Consider the following 20,393-nt stretch of genomic DNA (forward strand, 5'->3'; position numbering starts at 1 on the left):
CAGCGCGCGCCAGGTGACGGCGACGCGCGCCGGGTGACACCAGCGCGCCGCGCCCGTGACCCGCATTCACGTCGATCCCCCTCAACACGCGTCTCGACGTCTCCACGTCTCCACATGCGCTCCGCGTGCATGCGTGTACGCGTGTACGCGTACACAACAACGCGTCCCGTGCGCCGCAAACGTGCGCCGCGGCGATGTCGCTTCCTCGCGGCGAACGCCTTGTGTAGGATCGAATTTTCGCGGCCGTCGAGGAGGAGAGTGCACCTATGCGAAGATCCATGTGGTTCGGCTTGGCGAGCATCACCGTCTGCCTCACGGCCGCTCTGCCGGCGAGCGCGGGTGTCCCCGAATGCGGCAACATTCGCTTCGAGGGCCTGTCGAACTGCGAAGTGCGCGTCACGGGCGAGTGCACCACGGGCTGCAGCGAGCTCGGGATCTACAAGACCGCATGTGCCACGAAGCTCGTGCCGGTCTGCAAGACGGAGTGCACCCTCTCGGCGGAGGCGACCTGCACGGACAGCTGCACCGAGCAGTGCTCGGGGGAATGCGACCGCGGCGTCGCGATCACCTGCTCCCACAACTGCTTCGCCGAGTGCACCACCACGCGGGACGTCGAGTGCTCCGGCGCCGCCGATGCCGCCCAGTGCGCCGCCACGTGGGACGCGAACTGCGACAGCGAGTGCGACGCCCAGTGCGTGACGGTGGACGGCGACTGCTACCAGCACTGTATCGAGTGCTGCGGGGGCTCGTGCACGGCCGGCGCGAACATGGACTGCCAGACCACATGTCAGAACGAGGAATTCGAGGACTGCGAGCACGAGTTCCGCGCGAACTGCGATGCTTCCTGCAGCGGCGACGGCGCGCTCTTCTGCAATGGGAAGTACATCATCTCCGGATCGCAGATCCCCGCGTGCGTGAACGCGCTGCTCGCGCAGGGCGTCAGCGTGGAGGTCGAGGCGGAGGTCACCATCGGTCCAGACGGCATCGACGGGAACCTCGCCGCCGGCATGTGCGCCTTCAGGCCTGCGAGCAAGGCCTCCCTCGCCGCGCCGTTCGCCGCGCTCGCGGCCGTGGCGGGCTGGCTCGCGCGGCGCCGCAAGCGTTCATCCCACACGTCGAGCTGATCGACTTCAGATGAGCGTGCGGCCGATCCCCGGGACGCTGCTCTCGCTGCTCCTCCTGTGCTCCGCAGGCTGTGGGAGCGACGCGGCCGATGGGCTCGTGGTGGTCGGCCTCACGACGGAGCTGGCGGTCGGCTTCGATATCGAGCGCGTCGAGCGGACCACGAAGGTGGATGGAGTCGTCACGCGCACCGAGGAGCTTTCGTACCGGAGGGGACAGCTGTCGCTCCCGGCGGAGCTCGAGGTGGGGCCAGCGCGGGACGGCGCGGAGGTCGAGCTGTCCATCGCGGCGTTCCGCGACGGCGAGGCCTCTCCCGTCCTGACGCGGAAGGCCGCGACCCGCGCGGCTGGCGGGCGGAGCGTGCTCCTGCCCGTCTCGCTCGACGAGGCGTGCTGCGCGACCTCGTGCGCGGCGAGCGCGACCTGCGCGGCGGGGGCGTGCGTCGACCCCTTCATCGCCCCCTCCGCGCTCGACGACTACGACCCGCAGTGGATCGCGTCAGCGAGCGACGCGTGCAAGACGCCGTCCTCTGGCGACCCCGCGGTCGTGATCGGGCTGGGGCAAGACGCGTTCGCCTCGCTGGAGCATGGCGAGGTCGTGCCGATCGAGGCGGGCCCTCAAGGGGGGCACCACGTGTGGCTCGCGCTGCGCGTGACGGGCCTTCGCCAGATGGGCTCGCGCCTGACCGTGGAGGGGTACTTCCCCGAGCTGGAGTTCGAGCTCCTTCCCTTCACCGCGCAGATCACGCTGCACAGGGCCGCGGAGGGCGGCTGCGAGATCGACGGCGTGCGCTTCCAGGTGGACCGGGGGCTCCCGGTCGAGACCGTCCGGGGGCAAGCGCTCGACATCCAGGTCACCCTGGAGGACCCGAACGGCGACGTCGGGACGGCCGCGCAGCGGGTCGTCCTATCTCCATGACACATGCGCTGTCGGAGCGGCTCATCCAGGCCGTCCGTTTTGATCCTGGCTCAGCCAAGTACCCCTCATGCGATGACGCCAGCGCGTCGCGACCTCCGCCGCGCCGCCGCGGCCGCCGCCAGGCACGCGGTGGCAACGGCGCCGGCCCGGCCCTCCTCCGCGCCGCCGGTACGGCAGCCGCAGCCCGCTTCGCTCGGCCGCGCCCCGCCAGAAGGCGGCGCCCCGCCGCCTGGTCCGTCGGGCGCTCCGCCCGCACCCGCGGCGCTCGCCTGGCCCCCGCCGCTCGTCGCCGCGGCGCCGGCGCCGGTTGCGCCCGTCGCGCCCGCCGCGCCCGTCGCGCCCGTCGCGCTGGCGCTCGCGCCGCTGCCGGCCGCGGGTGAACCGGCGTCCGGCGTGCAGTCCCGGTGGCCCGTTATCAGCGCGATCCTCGGCCAGTCGGTCGGGCAGACCGCTCCGACCGCGGTGCTCGCCGCGCACTCCAGAGGACCACGGATGCACCCCTGCTGGAGCAGCGGCTCGAACGTCGCGCCGCCGTCGAGCGAGCGGCCGATCGTGAAGCCGTCCAGGAACTCGCTCGCGCACGCGTAGAGGCCCGAATCCGTCCAGGCGAAGCAGCGCGGCGCGACGCTCGAGACGCGCTCGAAGGCCAGCGTCGACGAGGGCGCGCGGAAGACGCCGTCGACGTCGCTGCCCACCGCCACCGTCGCGCCGTCGGGCGAGATCGCGAACGCGCGCACGAAGCCCTCGGTCGTGAACACGGGCGCGAACGCCGCACCGCCGTCCGTCGAGACGAACAGGCGCCCCGGCGCGCTCGCGATCCGCACGTACAGCACGTCGGCGTCGAGCGGATCGACCCCCGCGATGTACGGCTCGCGCGACGTCGTGCTCCCCGGCACCGCCGCGGTCTGCCACGTCTCCCCGCCGTCGGCCGAGCGCGCGAGCACCCCCTTGACGGAGCCGCCCTCGCTCGAGAGGCCGCTCACGTAGACCCGCCGCGGATCCGACGGCGCGACGTCGACCGTCCGGGCCACAAAGCCCGCCGGGAGCGGCGTCCCCGCGCTGGTCCAGCTCGCGCCGCCGTCGCGCGACGCCCAGAGGCCGTGCCTGGTCCCCGCGGCCACCGCGACGACGTGCGACGGATCGCCCTGCCGGACCGAGAGATCGATCACCTCCCGCCCCTCGAGCTCGGCGGCGCGCGCCCAGGCGCAGCCGCCCTCGGCGCCGACCGCGATCCCGTCGGCCAGCGCGGCGAGCACCCGGCCGCTCGCCGCCGCCGCGATGGGCGGGGACTGGCCGGCCGTGTCGTCGTACCCGACCGCGCCCTCGCAGATCCAGCGCCAGCTCGCGCCCCCGTCTCGCGTGGCCAGCAGGCCGTACGTCATCCGGGCGACGGCGCGCGCTGGATCCGCCGGGTCGAACACGAGCTGGTCCGCCGAGGGAAAGACGCCGTTCGCGGCCGCAGGGGAGGGGAGCGCCATGGCGGCGAGCGCGACGGCGCGCGGCACGGCAGCGAGCGCGACGGCGCGCGCCGCGGCGGCGAGCGCGGCGAGCGCGGCTGCGCGCGCCGGGCGAGATCCCGGCCTCACGGCGCGCGGGGGAGGCGGTCGCATCGGGGATCCATCGTACCGCGGCGCGCGCCGAGAACCGCCCACGCGCCCTCCGCGCCCCGCTACACTCGCCGCAATGCCGGAGCGCATCGTCGTGTCCTTTCGAGGTACTGCGGCCCTCTCGCAGCCAGACAGCACGGACGCGGTCGCGCCGTGGCCCGGCCGCCGCGGCGCGCCGCGGGCGCCCGCGCCGCCGTCGCGCCAGAAGGGCGCCGCGCGCGCCGCGGGCAGCGCCGCGCGCGGCGAGGAGAGCTACCTCGCGCGGGCGCTCGCGCTGAAGAAGCGCGCCGAGGCGCTCGGCGCCACCCTGTGCGCCTGGAGCGCGCAGACCTTCTCGTTCGAGTTCACCCCCGACGACGTCGAGGAGGCCGTGCTGCTCGCCGCGCTCGCCGCGGAGGACGCGGCGGTGCACCCCGACGCGCGCTTCGCGGTCGGCATCGCGCAGGGCGAGATGACCTACGTCGGCGAGGCGGGGCGCTTCACCGCGCTCTCCTGGGGGCAGCCGCTGCTCGTCGCCGTCATGCTCGCCCGCGTCGCGCTCCCCGGCGACGTGCTCCTCGATCCCGCGCTCCCCGCCGTGATCTCGGGCGAGCTCATGACCCTCGGCGCCCACCGCGGCATCGACGGCGCGCGCCGGGTGCGCGGCGTCCGCCTCGACGCGCAGCAGCCGCTGCGCAGGCAGGTCGCCGAGAGCGTGGCGCGCCTGTGCAAGCCGCCGCTCATCGGCCGCGAGGCCGAGCTCGCCGAGCTCGCCGTGCCCCCCGGCTCCCTCGCGATCGTCCGGGCCGAGCCCGGCGCGGGCGGCACGCGGCTGCTCCTCGATCTGGAGAGGCTGCTCGCGCCGTCGCGGAGCCTCTTCGTCGCGCCGATCGGGGCCTCGCGCGAGCCGTTCGGCGCGCTCCGGCGCGCCCTCGCGCGCGCGGCGCTCCGCGCCGAGAAGAGCCGCGCCCGCGCGCCGGCGCTCCCGGATCGGCTGAAGCCCGCGCTCGCCCGGCTCCTCGCTGGCGAGGGCGTCGAGCCGAGGATCGCCGCCGAGGTGCTCGCCGTGTGGCTCGCCCCGTCCGACGTCCGCGTCGGCCTGCTCGCCGTCGACGACGCCTCCGAGGTCGACGCCGCGAGCCTCGACGCGATCGCCCTCGCCCTCTCGCCGGGCGGCGGCCCGCGCGCCGTCGCCCGGCTCGGGCGCTCGGATCCGCTCCCCGCGCCGCTCACCGCGCTCACCCCCGCCGCGACGGTCACGCTGGGGCCGCTCTCCGCGCAGGGCGCGCAGGATCTCGTCCGCCGCCTCCTCGACGGCTGCATCGACGAGGCGGGCGCGCGCCGCTGGGCCGCGCGCGCGCCCGCGTTCCCGCTGGCCGTGCGCGAGCTCCTCTGCGAGGCGCTGGAGAGCGGCGCGCTGCGCTGGATCGGCAGGAGCGTCGGGCCGCGCCGGCGCAGCGCCGGGCGGGGCAGGCCCCCGCGCACGATGACCGGCGCCGAGCTCGCCGCGCCCCCCGCGCTCCGCTCGATCGAGGGCCGCCTGCGCCTGCTCGCGATCGGCCAGCGCACGGTGCTCACCGCGCTCGCGACCCTCGGCGGGGACGCGTCGGACGCGGCGATCGACGCGCTGTGCGGCGGCACCGGCGCCCCGAAGGTCGCCGCGGTCCAGGCGGCGCTGCTCGGCGCCGGCTGGGTCTTCCGGCCGGAGCCTGGCTGGCTGCGGCTCTCCTCGCGCACGCTGCGCGACGCCCTGCTCGCGGGCGTCCCGCCGGGCGAGCGCGCCGCGTGGCACCTGGCCGCGGCGCGGGTCGTCGAGGATCACGCCAGCGTGCTCGGCCTCGCCGACGCCGCGTGGCACGCCGCGAAGGCCGGGGATCGGCGCTCCGCGGCCGATCTCGCCGGGCGCGCCGGGCGCGCGGCCGGCGACGCGCTGCTCGAGGGCTCGGCCGCGGAGCTGCTCGCGTTCGCCGACGAGCAGGAGACCGCGAGCGATCACCGGGACGGGGCGCCGGACAGCTCGTCGAGCCAGCCGCCCACCCACCGCACGCCCATCGAGGTGGTCGGCGACGCGCCGGAGCCGCAGCGCTCGGCGCCGGCGCCGGTCGGCGAGCGCTCCCGCCCCGGCGCGCCCGCGGCGCAGCCGGACGACGAGCCCAAGGATTTTCCCGACGCGACCTCCCCGGACGTCGGCCTTCCGTGCGGCGATGCCACCGAAGATCTGCTCGCGAAGACCACGGAGTCGCCCGTCCTGTCGATGAACGACATCGCGGTCCGCCTCGCCGAGCTGGCCAAGCAGGCGCTCGTCCAGGGCGACCTCCGCACGCTCGAGCGGCTCGTGGGCGAGCTCCGCCGCACCGGCGAGCACCTCGATCTGGCGGAGCGCATGACCGGCCTGATCTCGCTCGGGCGCGGCGCGAAGGAGGAGGCGCTCCGGCGCTTCCGGATCGCCGCGGAGGCCGACGCGTCGCCTTCGCAGCGGGCCCGGGCGCTGCTCGCGTACGGCGTCGCGCTGGCCGCCGCGGGCCGCACGGAGGGCGCGCTCCTCGAGGCGCTGAGCGCCCTCGCGCGCGCCCGCGAGGCCGAGGATCCCCACGGCGAGCAGGCGTGCGCGCAGTTCCTGGCGCAGCTCGCGGCCGCGACCGGGCACGAGGAGGCGGCCCGCGCGTGGGCGCAGGTGGCGCGCCTCGCCGGCGCGGGGCCCCCCTCGTGACGGCGCATTGACAGCGTCGTCGCGGCTGTCCATACCGCCGGCCATGTCGTCCCGAGAGCCCTCCGGCGAGCCGGCTCCCGCGCCGGAGACCGGCGAGGAGCGCGCCGCGCCAAAAGCGCGCGCCAGCGCCGGAGAGCGCGCCGCGCCAAAAGCGCGCGCCAGCGCCGGAGAGCGCGCCGGCGCGCGCCGGGTCGCCGCGCTCCTCGCGCTGGCGCTCTCGCTCGGCGCGATCGCCGGCGTCGCGTACCAGCGCCACGCCGCGGTGCACCTGCGCGCCCTCCCGAGGGTCCCGAGCTGCGTCCGCGGGGCGCGGGTCGCGCTGCGCAAGCCGGTCGCGGTGTCCGGCACGGAGCCGCGCCAGACGGCGTCGGGCGAGACGGTCTACCTCACGCCCGGGGAAGATCGCGCCGTCGCCTGCGCCTTGCAGCTCGACGAGGCGCTCGCGCGGCACCTCGCCGGAGCGCTGGCCGAGCAGGCGCCGGCGCAGCGCGCCGCCCGGCTGAGCGAGCTCGTGCGCGACCGCGTGCCGGCCGACCCGGCGTACGATCGCGCCGCCTCCGCGGCATACATGATGGCCTCCGCGGCCCTGCGGGGCCTGCCAGACGACGTCGCCGAGGTCCGCGCCGCCGCGGAGGAGCTCGATCGGCATCACGCCTGCCGCTTCGACACGCGCCGCCCCTGTCCGACGCGCCCGCCGCTGCCAGCGCTCGTCTGGCTCACCGGCGTCCCGGCGGCGCTGAGCCTGCTCGGGCTGCTCTGGATCGGCCTCGCCGCGAGCGCCGCGCGTTACCGGCGCTGGACGGCGCGCAGGGGCGGCTGATCGCCCGGGCCCGCGCGCGTCGCGCGCCTCCGCCTCTGCGATCGCCTCAGTCGATCGCCTCGACGCGAAAGCTCGACTGGACAAGGCGGCGGGGCCGGGCCCCGATGTCGGCGACGTCGAACCCGAAGCCCGCGCCCTCGTGGTGGATCCCGCCCGACGTGGCGCCGCTCGGCATCTGCACCGACGAGCTCACCGTGACGTAGACCTTCGCCCCCTTGGCGAACGCGGCGGTCATCGCGAGCACGCGCCCGGCGAGCTGCGCCGCCGCCTCGCGCGCCACCCGCGCCCAGAGCGCCGCCGCTCCGGCCGTCGACGACAGCGCGCGCACCCCGAGCACCGCGCCGGCGCCGCTCAGGTGCACCTCGAACACCGCGCGCGCCGTCGCGGGCGTCTCGGCGCCGCGCACCGCGTCCGCCACCACGGACGCGACCGTGCCGGCGGCCGGCAGATCCAGCCCCAGCGTCTTGTCCCGATCGCGCATCGCCTCGCGCAGCAGCTCGCCGGCCCTGTCCGCCGAGACCTCGCGCGGCGCGGCCGGCGCGGTCGGCGCCGGCGCCGGCGGCGCGCGATCCGGCAGAACGCCGGGCAGCTGCCACACCGGCGCCCCCCCGAGGCCGGCGACCCCGCGCGGCGCCTCGGCGGTCGGCGGCCCGTCGTACTCGCTCGATGGCGCCGGGGCCGGAGGCGCCGCGGGACCCTCGCGCGGCTCGACCGGCGCCTCCGTCGGCGCCGGCGGCGCTGGTGGATCGAGCGGCCACCGCTCGCGGCGCGCCGTCCGGCCGAGGACCGGCTCCGCCTCGCGCGGCCGTGCCTCGTCCGGCGTGCGCGGCGGAGGCGTGCGCGCCTCGTCCTGCTCCGGCCCGCGCGGCGCGACGGGCTCTATCTCGATCTCCACCTCGCGGCGCGCGCCGCTCGAGCGGGCCTCGAGCGCCGGCCCCGGGGCGCCCGCGATCCGCGCGAGCAGCGGGATGGCGGCATGGAGCAGCGTCGCTGCGAGCAGGAAGCGGACCTCGCGGGAGAGCAAGCGCCGAGCACCTTGGTGGGTGCCGGACAGGGGCGCAAGTGCGCGTTTCGTCGCCGGCGTGCTCACGTCCCCGCTCGCGCGCACCTGCGCAGCCCCGGGCACACCCCACCCGCTCCCTCGCTTTGCGGCCCGACAGGCTCACCCGCGCCTGTTCCAGCAGGGGGCGGGGTATTACGGCCACGCTTAAATATGCGCGTACGGAACGGTTGTCGCTTGAGCTCGAGACCGTACTGGTCGATGCTCCGCCTGCCGCGACGCCTTCCGGGCTCACGGCAGGAGCAGAAACGCAGCGCGCTGCCGCCATGCGGCGCGCTCACGGAACAGACGCAGCGCCTCGCGAGCCAGGGCTGGGCGCTACATCCCCGTTGTAAGGGAGGGGTTTCGAAATGAAGGGAAACGTGCGCGCTGACGGGTCGCCTGCGGACCTATCGCCGACGCCCACGCCGCCGCCCGTCACCGTGATCCAGGGCTGCCCGGATCGCGGCCTTCCCCTCGAGCTGCCCCCCCTCGGCATGGCCCCCGCGCCGGAGGAGCAGCCGTTCCTTCCCGGTTTCGCCCCGCCCGGCTTCGCCCTGCCAACATCGCAGGGGACGCCGCCGCCCTTCCCCATTGCCGGGGCCGGGCCGTACGGCTCCTGGTCCACGCCCTCGCCGGGCGAGCGCCGCGCGCGCGTGTGGCGCGCCCTCGGGGCGTTCGTCCTGGCCGCGGCCACCGTGATCGTCGTCGTCGCCGCCGCCGCGCGCGGGATCGCCGCGCGGATGCCGATCGCCTCCGCCGAGGCCTTCCGCGCCATGACCCCCGTCAACCGCGCGTCGCTGCTCGCGCTGCGCTCCTCGCGCGAGGACGCCGGGGCGAGCGCGGACGTCGCGCCGGAGGGGCTCGCGCGCTTGCAGCCGCCGGCGCCGCCGCCCGCGCCGGCGACGCCGCCGCCCGCGATCAAGCACGACGGGTACGCGTCGATCCGCGGCGGCGTGCTCTTCACGCCCGACACGTTCAGGCCCACGGGGTCGAGCTACGATCTCCTGCTGCACTTCCACGGCAACACCCAGCTCGTCCGCGAGAGCGCCGAGGTCGCCGGGCTGAACGCCGCGGTCGCCGTCATCAACCTCGGCATCGGCTCGGGCGCGTACGAGGACTTCTACGCGACGCCGGGCGTCTACGAGAGCCTGCTCGCGGACATCGACCGGGCGCTCGCGCAGCGCGGGCTGCCGACCCCGCGGCTCCGCCGGGTCGCCCTCTCCTCGTGGAGCGCGGGCTACGGCGCGGTCGCCAAGATCCTGGAGCTCCGCCGCGGCACCGAGACCCTCGACGCGATCCTCGTCACCGACGGCATCCACTGCGGCTTCGTCCCGGAGCAGCCGAGCGGGCTCAACCCGCTGCAGCTCGCCTCGTTCGCGCGCGCCGCGCAGCTCGCCGCCTCGGAGAAGCTGCTGTTCACCATCACGCACTCGGAGATCGACCCGATCGCGTACGCCAGCTCCACCGCCACGGCCAGCTACCTGCTCGACGCCGCGGCGGGGCGCCACGTCGAGCGGTCGCCCGCGTCGGACGCGCCCCCGCACCTGCGGCTGCGCGCGGCCGAGGGCGCCGTCTCGAAGAAGCTCGAGAAGCAGATGATCCCGACCACCGAGGCGAGCGTTGGCGAGCTCCATGTCCGCGGGTTCCGGGGCAACACGCCCGAACACCACATGGCGCACCTGCTCCAGATGGCCTCGACCGTCCTCCCGGAGCTCGTCGAGCGCTGGCGCGAAGGCGGCGATCCGTCGTCCGAGCGCTGATCGACGGGAGCGGCGGGGTCAGCTCCGGCTCCGCGCCTCGGCCATCCAGGCCCCGATCGCCGTGGCCACCGGGTGATCCGCCCCGAGCTCCGCCTCGGCGAGCGCGAGCGCCCGCTCGTACAGCGGCAGCGCCGTGGACGGCCGCCCCGCGGCGTGGTGGACCTGCGCGAGCCGGACCAGCGTCGGCCGGAGCGACGGGTGGGCGGCCCCGACCAGCGCCTCCCGCGCGGAGAGCGCGCGCTCGTACAGCGCCGCCGCCTCGGCCTGGTCCCCGAGCGCCTCCCGGGCGGCCGCCAGGTTGTGCAGGATCGACGCGAGGAGGCCCCTGTCCACGTCCGCCCCCGCCTCGGCGATCTCGAGCGCCCTCCGGAGCATCACCTCCCGCTCGGCGGTCGGGAGGTCCTCTTCCAGCTCCAGGAACGTGGCGGCGTTGTAGAGCGCCTCCGCGACGAGCGCGTGACGGGCGCCGAGCGCCCCCTCCCGCAGCGCGATCGCCCGCCGGAAGAGCGGCGCCGCCTCGGCGCGGGCCCCCCGCCTGCCGAGCAGCAGGCCGAGCCGGTTCAGCAGCGCCGACAGCTCGATGGGGTCGGGGTCGCGCATCCGCTCGTAGCCCGCGAGCATCCGGCGGAACAGCGCCTCGACGTCCCCGAGCTCGCCCTGCCGCTCGAGGATGGCGGCCAGCTGCTCGAGCAGCCTCGGCAGCGGCGGATCGGTGCTCGCCGCCGCCTCGGCGATGGCGATCGCCCTCGCGGAGCTCGCGCGCGCCTCGTCCAGCCGTCCCTGCGCGAGCCGCGCCGAGCTCAGCGCGTACAGCGGCGCCGTCAGCTCGGCGTCCCCGTCACCGTAGATCTCCTCGGCGATCCGGAGCGCCCGCGCGCATGTCGCCTCCGCGTCGGCGTGGCGTGAGCCGGCGAGCTCGGAGGCGGCCACGTCGAGTAGGCGCCGGTACTCTCTCCCCCTCCACCAGCGCAGCACGGCGCGATCCGGTCGCATCCTCCTCTACTACCTCGTCCCCACCCGGGAGGGCGAGAGGGCCGGCAGGGACGTCCGGCGCGCACGGGCCGGCGTCCGGCGGCGGCGCCCGACAAGGATGATCGGAAGAGCATCGCGCGGGCGCGGAGCAGTGTACTCTGCTCGCAGGATCTCGTGGCGCGAAGGTGCGATGCAGACGCTCGATGCCAGCAACTGGCGGTTCCCGTCGATCGGGGCTATGGCGCACGGCGCGTGGTGCAGCGCCTCCCGGACGGCCTCACGATCGGCCTCTCGGGCGGGGGCCCCTGCCTCACGAACGGGGCGATCGTGGAGGCGATCGAGGAAAGGTCGCCAAGGACATTTCTTCCGTTTAGACTGCCCCGACGGCCCCACGCGCCGACGCTCCCCACGATCATGAGGTCCAGGCTCACGCATCGCGAGGCATCGTCACCGAGGGGAGGGCTCGCCCGCGCCCGCACGGGGAAGGCGACGGAGTTCATATGAGTGGTGCCAACGAAAACGTCGTCGATGAAGTAGCGCGCAGCGAGCCGATCGATCCGTTGCTCGGGAAGGTGCTCAACGGAAAGTTCAAGATCCTTTCCCAGCTCGCGACCGGCGGCATGGGCACGATCTATCGCGGCGAGCAGATCCCGCTCGGGCGCCCGGTGGCGATCAAGGTCTTGATCCCGAACCAGGCCTCGCGGCAGCTCGACCCGAACTTCCACAAGCGCTTCTTCCTCGAGGCGAGCATCCTCGCGCGCCTCCAGCACCCGAACATCGTCACCGTCTTCGACTACGGCCGCATCGAGGCCGACGATCAGGACCGGTTCTTCATGGCGATGGAGTTCCTCGAGGGCGAGACGCTCTTCCGGCGCGTGCGCCGGCAGGGGCGCCTACCGCCGCCCGAGGCGATGCGCATCGCGCGGCAGATCGCGCGCGGGCTGCGCGAGGCGCACAAGCACGGCGTCGTCCACCGCGACCTCAAGCCGTCGAACGTCATGCTCGTCTCCAACGAGGACGCGGAGGAGGCGGTCAAGATCCTCGACTTCGGCCTCGTGAAGCAGCTCGGCGACGACTCGGAGGAGCTCACGCAGCAGGGCGCCTTCCTGGGCTCGCCCCGCTTCATGTCGCCCGAGCAGATCTCGCACGGCAAGGTCGATCTCAGGACCGACATCTACTCGCTCGGCGTCATCCTCTACCAGATGCTCTGCGGGAAGGTCCCGTTCGAGTCCGAGAAGTCGATCCAGATCCTGATGGCGCACCTCCAGCAGCCGGTGCCGCGCATGAAGGAGCGGAACCCGGACGTCGACATCCCGGAGCCGCTCGAGGCGCTCGTGATGCGCTGTCTCGCGAAGGATCCGGACGGCCGGCCCGCGACGATGGACGCCCTCATCCAGGGCCTCGGCGAGTGCGCCCGCGGCATGGGCGTGACGACCGCGTTCGGCGGCACGCAGATCACCTCGTTCGAGTCGCTGCCCGGCGTGCAGATCTCGTCGCGTTCGTCCACGGTGCAAGCGCTCAAGGACGCGGTGACGCTCCCGGCGCCGTCGAGCGATGACGATCCGAGCGGGCGCACCTCCGGCGTCGGCTCGGGCCCGGGCGCCGCCGCGACCGCGGCGGGCGCGTCCAAGGGCGCGACCGGCGCGCAGGAGGCCCCCTCCGGCGGCGGGCGCAAGGGGGTGATCCTCGCCGCCATCGGCGCGGTCGTCGTGGCGGCGGGCGCGTTCGCGCTGACCCGCAAGCCCGCGCAGACCGAGGCCGCGCCCGAGGTCGCGACCGCGCCCACGACCGCGCCCGCGGCGACCGGCACGCCCAGCGATCACAAGGGCGCGCCCTCGTTCATGCTGATCATCGAGTCGATCCCGCCGGGCGCCGACGTCCTGGAGGACGGGAAGTCGCTCGGGCAGACGCCGCTCCAGCTCTCGATCGCGAACGACGAGGTGCGCGCGTCGCCTCGCCGGCTGACCCTGCAGAAGGAAGGCTTCCAGCCCTACTCCATCGTGCAGGGGCCGTCGGAGATGTCCGTGCAGACCGTCGCGCGGCTCGCGCAGGTGGCCGCGCCTGCGAAGACCGAGGACGCGCCGTCGAACACGAGCTCGGGCGGCAGGCGAAACTGGGGCCGACCCGTCCGCCCCGCGGCGCCCACGGCCACGTCGAAGCCCACCCCTCCGGAGAACACGGCGCCGTCGATCCGGATCGACCGCTAGCGATCAGGGCGCGCCCGACAAGCACCATCGGCTAGCCCCTGATTTCACCGCGCCTCAAGGGCGTGGTGCAGGGGCCATGCGCTAGCTTCCTGGCCGCGCATGTCCCGCCTGCTCATCGTCTCGAACCGCCTCCCGGTGACCGTCCACGCCGATCAGGGGGACGTCTCCGTCGTCCCCTCGGCGGGCGGCCTCGTGACCGCGCTCCGGGGCCCCCACGAGCGCCACGGCGGCCTCTGGCTCGGATGGCCGGGCGACCTCGCGCGCCTCACCGAGGAGCAGCGCCGAGACGTCGAGGATCGGCTCGAGCAGCTCGGCGCTGTCCCGGTGCACCTCACCTCGGCCGAGGTGAGCCGTTACTACGACGGCTTCTCGAACGGCGTCCTGTGGCCGCTGTTCCACTACCTCGTCGAGAAGCTGCACCTCGACGCCCGGCACAACTGGGAGAGCTACCGCGAGGTGAACGAGCGCTTCGCCGAGGCCATCGTCGCCCGGTACAGGCCGGGCGACAGGGTGTGGATCCACGACTACCAGCTCACGCTGGTGCCGGCGATGCTGCGGCGGCGCATCCCCGACGCGCGCATCGGCTTCTTCCTGCACATCCCTTTCCCCGCGGCCGAGGTCTTCCGGATCCTGCCCTGGCGGGAGCAGGTGCTGCGCGGCATGCTCGGCGCCGACGTCGTCGGGTTTCACACGACGGCCTATCGGTACCACTTCGTCTACTCCGCCGCGCGCGTGCTCGGGCTCGATCCCGACCTGGAGACGCTCGCGTACGAGGGGCGGCGGGTGCGGCTCGGCGCCTATCCGGTCAGCATCGACGTCGACGAGTTCGTGCGGCTCGCGCGGGACGAGGAGGTCCGCGCCGAGGCGCGGCGCATCCGCGAGAGCGCCCGGGGCCGGAAGATCGTGCTCGGCGTCGATCGGCTCGACTACACGAAGGGCATCCCGCGGCGCATGCTCGCCATCGAGCGCTTCCTGGAGCGCGAGCCCGAGCTCCGGAGCAAGGTCCGGTTCATCCAGCTCGCGGTGCCGACGCGCGAGAACGTCGACGCCTACGCCGAGTTCCGGCGCGTCGTGAACGAGCTCGTCGGCCGCATCAACGGCAGCTACGGGACGCTCGACGATGTCCCGATCCACTTCCTGCACCGGTCGATGCCCATGGCCGGGGTCGTCGCGCTCTACCTCGCGGCCGACGTGATGATGGTGACGCCGCTGCGCGACGGGATGAACCTCGTCTGCAAGGAGTACGTGGCCTCGCGGATCGACGACACCGGCGCGCTCGTGCTGAGCGAGTTCGCGGGCGCGGCCGCCGAGCTGATCGAGGCGCTCCTGGTGAACCCGCACGACATCGACGCGGTGGCGTCGACGATCCAGCGGGCGCTCGTCATGTCGCCGTCCGAGCAGCGCGTCCGGATGCAGGCGCTCCGGCGCCGCGTCGTGACGCACGACGCGCACCGCTGGTCGCACCGCTTCCTGAACGATCTCGAGCGCGCGGGCGGCGTCCCGCCCGCGGTGGGGGCCGCCCGGCGGCCGGAGGGCGCGCCCCAGGGGAGCACGATCGCGAGCGCGCGCAGCGCGCCGTCGCTGATCGTGATGCTCGACTACGACGGCACGCTGGTCCCCCTCGAGGCCATGCCCGAGCTCGCTCAGCCGGGCGAGGCGCTCGTCACCGAGCTGCGCGAGCTCGCGGCGCGCCCGCGGACGCAGGTGCACGTGGTGAGCGGCCGGCCGCGCGAGGACCTCGAGCGGTGGCTGGGCGAGCTGCCCATCAGCCTCCACGCGGAGCACGGGTTCTTCTCGCGCGCCGCGCCCGGCGAGCCCTGGGTCGCGCTCCGCGAGGCCGCGCTCGACTGGAAGCCGAGGGTCCGCGACGTCCTCCAGGGCTTCGTCGACCGCACGGCGGGCAGCTTCATCGAGGAGAAGATGGTCTCGATCGCGTGGCACTACCGGGCCGCCGACCCGGAGCTCGCCAGCCAGACGGCCCGCGAGGTGCCCCTGGAGCTCGGCGAGGCGCTGCGCGAGCACGATCTCGAGCTCATCGCGGGCCGGAAGGTGCTGGAGGTGCGGCTCCGCGGGGTCAACAAGGGGGTGATCGTGCCGCGGGTGCTCGCCACGATGGGGCCCGACGCGGTGGTGATCGCGCTCGGCGACGACAGGACCGACGAGGATCTGTTCGCGGCGCTCCCCCCGACCGCGCTCACGATCCACGTGGGCGGCGGGGAGAGCTCCGCGGCGTTTCAGCTGCCCGACCCGGCGTCCGCGCGTCGCTTGCTGCGCGCGCTCGTCGCCTGAGGGCTCGCGCTGCGGCTCACGCCCTGGCGCGGCGGCCGCGCCGCCGGAGGGCGGCGCCGAGGAGCGCCGCCGCCCCGGCGACGAACGCCCCCGAGCCGGCGACCGGGCCGCCCGCGAGCGCCCCGCCGACGCTGCACGAGCTGACGTGGGCGCCGTGCGGAGCGTCCGCGCTGTCCTGCGCGGCCTCGGAGCACGCAGCGGCGCGCGCTGCAGCGTCGTCGCCGTCCGCGGCGCAGTCGCCGGCGGACGCGTCGCTCTCCGCGTCGGCGTCGCTGGCATCGCCGTCGTCGGTGCCGCTGGCGTCCGCCTCGCCGTCGCTCGGGGCGGCATCGCCGTCGACGTTCCACCCCTCCTCTGCGGCTCTGCCGTCGCTGTCGTCGAGGTCCCGATCGGTGTCCGCGGTCCTCATGGCGAGCGCCGCGAGGCCGGAGCCGGACTCGTAGGCTCCGATGTCGATCGTGCCAGCGACCGGCCGCTGCAGCGGTCCGTTGGCCGCGCGCGCGCCCTTCCTGGGCGAGAACTGCGGCACGGTGAGCGGCTTCGGGAACGGGTACCCTGCAGTCGACGTCGCGCTGGAGCCGGCGTTGACGAGCGGGCTGTTCGACACCGGGCGGAGGTCCAGCGAGCTGACGTTGGTGAAGCCGGGGTCGGCGCCTTGCACCGTGCCTCTCCACGCCGCGGGGATGGCCGAGGAGCCGGTGGGCACCCAGTTGTTCGCGCCCGAGATCGACGCCGTTCCGTTCTTCCAGGTCGCGCTCCTGTCGACGTAGACCTCCACGCCGCCGCCGCCGCGCCGATAGAACACGTTGTTGCTCATCTCGACGCTCTCGATCCCGTCGAACATCCTGATGGCCGGCCGCGACCCGGGGGCGAGCAGGAAGGTGTTGTTGACGAATCGGAAGCGACCCCACGTCTGCCCCGTGCCGTCGCCCCCGACGCGCACGGCGAAGTGCTGGCCGGTCTTGACGATGACATTGCCGACGACATCGGAGTCCTCGCGCGCGAGCCCCTCGTCCTGGCCGTCCGGCCCGATCAGCTCGAGCTCGTGGTATTTCGCGCCCTCGATCCAGTTGTAATAGATCTCGTTCCGCTCCGCGCGGCTCTTCACGCTGTTGCCGCCGTTGCCGTCGTGCACATAGCAGTGCCGCATGCGGAACACCGAGCCGAGGCGCGTCTCCTCGTCGGTCGCGATGTAGATGGGGTGCCTGGTGTCGCCCGAGCCGCAGGCATAGACCTCGACGTACTCCAGCGTGAGGGAGCCCGACTCGGAGTCGGCGCCGAGGATGCCGTGCCCGGCGCAATCGTGCACCACCGAGTCGCGGATCGTGATGTCATGCGCCTTGTTGAACACGCAGCGGCCCGAGCCGCCGGTGATATCGAAGCCTTCGAAGGTATAGTGATTGCCAGCGAAGACCACGGTGTTCGTCCCCCCGGATAGGACAGGGCGGCGGCCGTTCACGCGAACGCCGCGGATCGTGATCTTCTGCGCCTCGGTGCCCGACTTCTTGAAGAACAGATCCCCCGGATAGGTCGCGTCGCCCTCGACCAGAACCACGTCCCCGGCAGCGAGGCGAGGGGCGACCTCCGCGAGGCTCGCATAAGGCTTGCCCCGCCCCACCTCGTACGTCGCTGCGCTCGCCGGCGAGGCGGCGAGCAGCACGGAGAGCCCGATGCCCGGCGCGACGAGAGAGAGTGTGACGAGGTGCCTTGTGTTGAGTTGCTGCATTGGCGTACTGTCGCGTGCTGTAGAGTCCGAGTGCAAGCTGCTTTTTAATGAAATGCATGATGGGTAATTCAGGCGACACCTGACGGCGGGAATTCCTGCCGTTATTCCCGCGTGCCCAGCGGCTTTCACCATTGCTTAGAGTCCGCGCCGTCTGCCATTTCTCGATAAATTTTGGTAAATAGAAGCAAATCGGTGCGAACGCCGCGAAGAGCGTGAAGAGCGGGGTAGCGCGGGTGAAGCGCGGGAGGAGCGGGAGGAGCGCGAGGGGCTGGAGGAGCGCGAGGGGCGAGGCGGGCGGTTCCCCTCGGCGCGCGCGTCGTTCCGTGTCATGGAGCCGACCATGTTTCCGGTTGTCCTCGCCTCCACGTCGCCCTTCCGGAGGGCGCTCCTCGATCGCCTCGGGCTCGCGTACGAGGCCGTCGCGCCGGCGTTCGAGGAGATCGCGCCCGAGGGGATGTCGCCCCTCGCGTGCGCCCGCCTCTTCGCGGAAGGGAAGGCGCTGAGCCTCGCGCCCGCGCGGGAAGGCGCCCTCATCATCGGCGCCGATCAGGCGCTCGAGCTCGATGGGGAGCTCCTCCGCAAGCCGGCCTCGCTCGACGAGGCGGCAGACCAGCTCGGGCGGCTCTCGGGGCGCGTCCACGCGCTCCACGCCGCCGTCGCGGTGCACGCGCCGCCGGGGGTGCCGCTCGCGGCCGGCGAGCCGCGGACGCTGGCCGAGATCGTCACGGTGGAGCTCCGCGTCCGCCCGCTCGGCCGCGCGCAGATCCGCCGCTATGTCGAGCTGGATCGGCCGATCGGCAGCGCGGGAGGATACCTCTTCGAGAAGCACGGGCCGTGGCTGTTCGACGACGTGCGCCACGCCGACGAGGCGGCCATCGTGGGGCTGCCGCTCGTCCCGCTCTGCCGCCTCCTGCGCCGCTTCGGGGTCGATCCGCTCGCCCCGCCCGCGCGCGCCTGAGCGCAGGCGGGCGGTGCACAGGCGGGGGGCCGCGGCGCTGTGCGTGCCGGGGCTCTCGGGGAGGGGCGGCCGTGGCCCGCCCGTTGCTAATCGTGGTTCCAGGGTCGAGCCTGCCGCTGGGCCCTCACGAATGAGCATCTTCTGCCGGGCGACGCCGACGGGGCGGGCCAGGCGCTCGACGAGGTGAGGCGATGATGGAACGCCCGCCCTTCAACGCGGCCGAGGCGCTCACGGCGGCTGATCTGACGCTGTCCTGGTCGGCCCTGCAGAACGAGGAGCGGGTGCAGGCCTATCGCCGCCTGCGGCGCGAGGAGGCGGAGGATTTCTTCGAGGGTCTCCCCACGGCCGACCAGGCCGCGCTCCTCGCGGGCCTGACGAAGGGCGAACGCAGGCTGTGGATCCGCCTGCTCGCGCCCGACGACGTGGCGGACCTCCTCCTCGAGGTGTCGCCGGCCGACCAGGCGGAGCTCCTCTCCTTGCTGGACGAGCCGACGCGGCGCGAGGTGATCGCGCTCCTCGCGTACGCCGAGGACGAGGCCGGCGGGCTCATGAGCCCGTGGTTCGCGCGCGTGCGGCCGGAGGCGACGGTCGACCAGGCGATCAGCTATCTCAAGCGGCAGGCCAGGGATCACCTCGAGACCATCTACTACGGTTATGTGCTCGACGCCGAGCAGCGGCTGCGCGGCGTGGTGTCGCTCAGGCAGCTCATGATCGCCCCCGGCGATCGGCGCGTCAGCGATGTGATGAAGACCGACGTCGTGTCGGTCAACGAGGACGCCGACCAGGAGGCGGTGGCGCGGACCTTCGCGGAGCACGATCTCGTGGCGATACCCGTCGTCGACAGCGAGGGTCGGATGAAGGGGATCGTCACCGCGGACGACATCGTGGACGTCGTGGAAGAGGAGGCGACCGAGGACATCCAGAAGCTCGGCGGCATGCAGGCGCTCGACGCGCCCTACCTCCGGACCCCCATCTCCAGGATGCTCGGCAAGCGCGCGGGCTGGCTGTCCGCGCTGTTCGTGGGCGAGCTCCTCACCGCCACGGCGATGGGGTACTACGAGCACGAGATCGCCCGCGCCGTCGTGCTCGCCCTCTTCGTGCCGCTCATCATCTCGAGCGGGGGCAACTCCGGCTCTCAGGCGACGACGCTGGTCATCCGGGCGATGGCGCTCGGCGAGATCCGGCTCGCCGACTTCTGGCGCGTCAGCCGCCGGGAGCTCGCGTCGGGCCTCGCGCTCGGCGGGATCCTCGGCACCATCGGCTTCGCGCGCGTCATCGCCTGGGAGAAGCTCTTCGGGGCCTATGGCCCGCACTACACGCTCCTCGCCCTGGCGGTCGCGATCAGCCTGGTCGGCGTCGTGACCTGGGGCACGATGGCGGGGGCGCTCCTGCCGTTCGTGCTCCGGGCGCTCGGCTTCGACCCGGCGAGCGCCTCGGCCCCGTTCGTCGCGACCCTCGTCGACGTCTCTGGCCTCGTGATCTACTTCAGCGTGGCCGAGCTCCTGCTCCGCGGGGTGCTGCTGTGAAGCGGGCGAGCGCCCCCCGCGCCCTTCCGGGGGGCTTCCCGGGAGCGCGCGGCCGGGGAGCGCCCGGGCGGCGGGGACCTAGGGGCTGACGCGGGACGCCAGGTAGCGCGCCACATACGCGCCGATCACGCGCGCGTCCTCGCGCCAGCGGCCGCCGGGCTTCAGCTTGTCCGCGTCCGCGGAGCTCAGGTTCGTGTTCGGGATGGGCGACGCCGTGCGGCTCGAGAACTGGACCTCATCGAGCACCCGGCCGTCCGGCGTCGTCAGCCGGAGCGTCAGCCGGATCTGGCTCGGGGCCGAGGAGACGACCGCGTAGAAGCCTGGATTCATGTAGCCGACATAGGGCTTGATCACGAACGGCGCCGACGTGTGGCCGTCGGACGGCGCGACCTCGATGCCCTCTTCCTGGGCGGCGGCGACCAGGGCCTTCGTGAACTCCTCGTTGATGGACTCCTTGTCCGCCACGAAGCGCTGGTGATCGTCCGCGTCCTTGCCGGCCAGGTACTGGTCCTCGCGCTGGTCGAGGATGAAGAGGCCCACGTAGTCGATGGGCATCAGGGCGAAATACCGCTGGCCGACGAACGTGTCGGGGCTCGCCTGGGTCACGACGCGCCAGCGCGGCCCGCACCCGGCGAGGGCCGCGAAGCCGAGCAGCGCGGCCGCGATGAAGCTGCGACGGTGCATGAGGGTCTCCTTCAGAGGGCCCGCCTTGTAGGCCATGTCCGAGCGAGCTGGCAAGGGCGGCGCAGCGCGCCGC

14 protein-coding genes are annotated in these 20,393 nt (G+C 74.1%); 9 read left to right on the forward strand and 5 right to left on the reverse strand.

Annotation, left to right across the window (positions count from 1 at the left end):
- The first annotated feature begins 266 nt into the window (after window positions 1-266).
- A complete protein-coding gene (locus WMF34_RS02615; protein WP_437992315.1) occupies window positions 267-1,124 on the forward strand; it encodes a hypothetical protein in 858 nt (285 codons plus the stop codon).
- A gap of 10 nt (window positions 1,125-1,134) precedes the next feature.
- On the forward strand, window positions 1,135-2,040 hold the full coding sequence (locus WMF34_RS02620; protein ID WP_437992316.1) for a hypothetical protein: 906 nt from the start codon (window positions 1,135-1,137) through the stop codon (window positions 2,038-2,040).
- Between the two features lie 65 nt (window positions 2,041-2,105).
- Here WMF34_RS02620 and WMF34_RS02625 read toward each other — a convergent pair whose 3' ends face one another.
- Window positions 2,106-3,650, reverse strand: a complete 1,545-nt coding sequence (locus WMF34_RS02625; protein WP_437992317.1) for a WD40/YVTN/BNR-like repeat-containing protein — start codon at window positions 3,648-3,650, stop codon at window positions 2,106-2,108.
- Between the two features lie 73 nt (window positions 3,651-3,723).
- Between WMF34_RS02625 and WMF34_RS02630 the strand changes: the two genes are divergently transcribed.
- Window positions 3,724-6,336, forward strand: a complete 2,613-nt coding sequence (locus WMF34_RS02630; RefSeq protein ID WP_437992318.1) for a hypothetical protein — start codon at window positions 3,724-3,726, stop codon at window positions 6,334-6,336.
- A gap of 43 nt (window positions 6,337-6,379) precedes the next feature.
- Window positions 6,380-7,156, forward strand: a complete 777-nt coding sequence (locus WMF34_RS02635; protein WP_437992319.1) for a hypothetical protein — start codon at window positions 6,380-6,382, stop codon at window positions 7,154-7,156.
- Window positions 7,157-7,202: 46 nt separating this feature from the next.
- On the opposite strand, the gene WMF34_RS02640 is transcribed toward WMF34_RS02635, so the two are convergent.
- Window positions 7,203-8,180: a hypothetical protein gene (locus tag WMF34_RS02640; RefSeq protein ID WP_437992320.1), complete on the reverse strand. Its 978-nt coding sequence runs from the start codon at window positions 8,178-8,180 to the stop codon at window positions 7,203-7,205.
- A 398-nt stretch (window positions 8,181-8,578) separates the two neighbouring features.
- Between WMF34_RS02640 and WMF34_RS02645 the strand changes: the two genes are divergently transcribed.
- Complete coding sequence (locus WMF34_RS02645; protein ID WP_437992321.1) at window positions 8,579-9,958, forward strand: hypothetical protein; 1,380 nt, start codon at window positions 8,579-8,581, stop codon at window positions 9,956-9,958.
- A gap of 18 nt (window positions 9,959-9,976) precedes the next feature.
- On the opposite strand, the gene WMF34_RS02650 is transcribed toward WMF34_RS02645, so the two are convergent.
- Window positions 9,977-10,951 carry a tetratricopeptide repeat protein gene (locus WMF34_RS02650; protein WP_437992322.1) on the reverse strand — a complete coding sequence of 325 codons (975 nt, stop codon included), beginning with the start codon at window positions 10,949-10,951 and terminating at the stop codon, window positions 9,977-9,979.
- Window positions 10,952-11,430: 479 nt separating this feature from the next.
- Between WMF34_RS02650 and WMF34_RS02655 the strand changes: the two genes are divergently transcribed.
- Complete coding sequence (locus tag WMF34_RS02655; protein ID WP_012233122.1) at window positions 11,431-13,137, forward strand: serine/threonine protein kinase; 1,707 nt, start codon at window positions 11,431-11,433, stop codon at window positions 13,135-13,137.
- Window positions 13,138-13,236: 99 nt separating this feature from the next.
- The gene (locus WMF34_RS02660) at window positions 13,237-15,426 is read left to right on the forward strand and encodes a bifunctional alpha,alpha-trehalose-phosphate synthase (UDP-forming)/trehalose-phosphatase (protein ID WP_012233123.1); all 2,190 of its coding nucleotides are present in this window, start codon (window positions 13,237-13,239) and stop codon (window positions 15,424-15,426) included.
- Between the two features lie 16 nt (window positions 15,427-15,442).
- On the opposite strand, the gene WMF34_RS02665 is transcribed toward WMF34_RS02660, so the two are convergent.
- A complete protein-coding gene (locus WMF34_RS02665; protein WP_437992323.1) occupies window positions 15,443-17,152 on the reverse strand; it encodes a right-handed parallel beta-helix repeat-containing protein in 1,710 nt (569 codons plus the stop codon).
- 340 nt (window positions 17,153-17,492) lie between these two features.
- On the opposite strand from WMF34_RS02665, the gene WMF34_RS02670 reads away from it, so the two are divergent.
- Together WMF34_RS02670 and mgtE are read left to right on the forward strand one after the other, a co-directional pair.
- Window positions 17,493-18,110 carry a Maf family protein gene (locus WMF34_RS02670; protein ID WP_012233125.1) on the forward strand — a complete coding sequence of 206 codons (618 nt, stop codon included), beginning with the start codon at window positions 17,493-17,495 and terminating at the stop codon, window positions 18,108-18,110.
- 191 nt (window positions 18,111-18,301) lie between these two features.
- Complete coding sequence (mgtE, locus tag WMF34_RS02675) at window positions 18,302-19,636, forward strand: magnesium transporter (RefSeq protein ID WP_012233126.1); 1,335 nt, start codon at window positions 18,302-18,304, stop codon at window positions 19,634-19,636.
- A 78-nt stretch (window positions 19,637-19,714) separates the two neighbouring features.
- Here the strand turns inward: mgtE and WMF34_RS02680 are convergent, their stop codons facing one another.
- Complete coding sequence (locus WMF34_RS02680) at window positions 19,715-20,320, reverse strand: hypothetical protein (RefSeq protein ID WP_437992324.1); 606 nt, start codon at window positions 20,318-20,320, stop codon at window positions 19,715-19,717.
- Window positions 20,321-20,393 lie beyond the last annotated feature (73 nt).

This window comes from Sorangium sp. So ce145, assembly GCF_051525985.1.
Taxonomy (GTDB): domain Bacteria; phylum Myxococcota_A; class Polyangia; order Polyangiales; family Polyangiaceae; genus Sorangium; species Sorangium cellulosum_B.

Bases quoted from the DNA above. Each gene is read 5' to 3' on its own strand.
- WMF34_RS02650 (WP_437992322.1), bottom strand. From the start codon at position 10,951: ATGCGACCGGATCGCGCCGTGCTGCGCTGGTGGAGGGGGAGAGAGTAC.
- WMF34_RS02620 (WP_437992316.1), top strand. From the start codon at position 1,135: ATGAGCGTGCGGCCGATCCCCGGGACGCTGCTCTCGCTGCTCCTCCTG.
- mgtE (WP_012233126.1), top strand. From the start codon at position 18,302: ATGATGGAACGCCCGCCCTTCAACGCGGCCGAGGCGCTCACGGCGGCT.
- WMF34_RS02655 (WP_012233122.1), top strand. From the start codon at position 11,431: ATGAGTGGTGCCAACGAAAACGTCGTCGATGAAGTAGCGCGCAGCGAG.
- WMF34_RS02660 (WP_012233123.1), top strand. From the start codon at position 13,237: ATGTCCCGCCTGCTCATCGTCTCGAACCGCCTCCCGGTGACCGTCCAC.
- WMF34_RS02635 (WP_437992319.1), top strand. From the start codon at position 6,380: ATGTCGTCCCGAGAGCCCTCCGGCGAGCCGGCTCCCGCGCCGGAGACC.
- WMF34_RS02625 (WP_437992317.1), bottom strand. From the start codon at position 3,650: ATGCGACCGCCTCCCCCGCGCGCCGTGAGGCCGGGATCTCGCCCGGCG.
- WMF34_RS02665 (WP_437992323.1), bottom strand. From the start codon at position 17,152: ATGCAGCAACTCAACACAAGGCACCTCGTCACACTCTCTCTCGTCGCG.
- WMF34_RS02630 (WP_437992318.1), top strand. From the start codon at position 3,724: ATGCCGGAGCGCATCGTCGTGTCCTTTCGAGGTACTGCGGCCCTCTCG.
- WMF34_RS02670 (WP_012233125.1), top strand. From the start codon at position 17,493: ATGTTTCCGGTTGTCCTCGCCTCCACGTCGCCCTTCCGGAGGGCGCTC.
- WMF34_RS02615 (WP_437992315.1), top strand. From the start codon at position 267: ATGCGAAGATCCATGTGGTTCGGCTTGGCGAGCATCACCGTCTGCCTC.
- WMF34_RS02680 (WP_437992324.1), bottom strand. From the start codon at position 20,320: ATGCACCGTCGCAGCTTCATCGCGGCCGCGCTGCTCGGCTTCGCGGCC.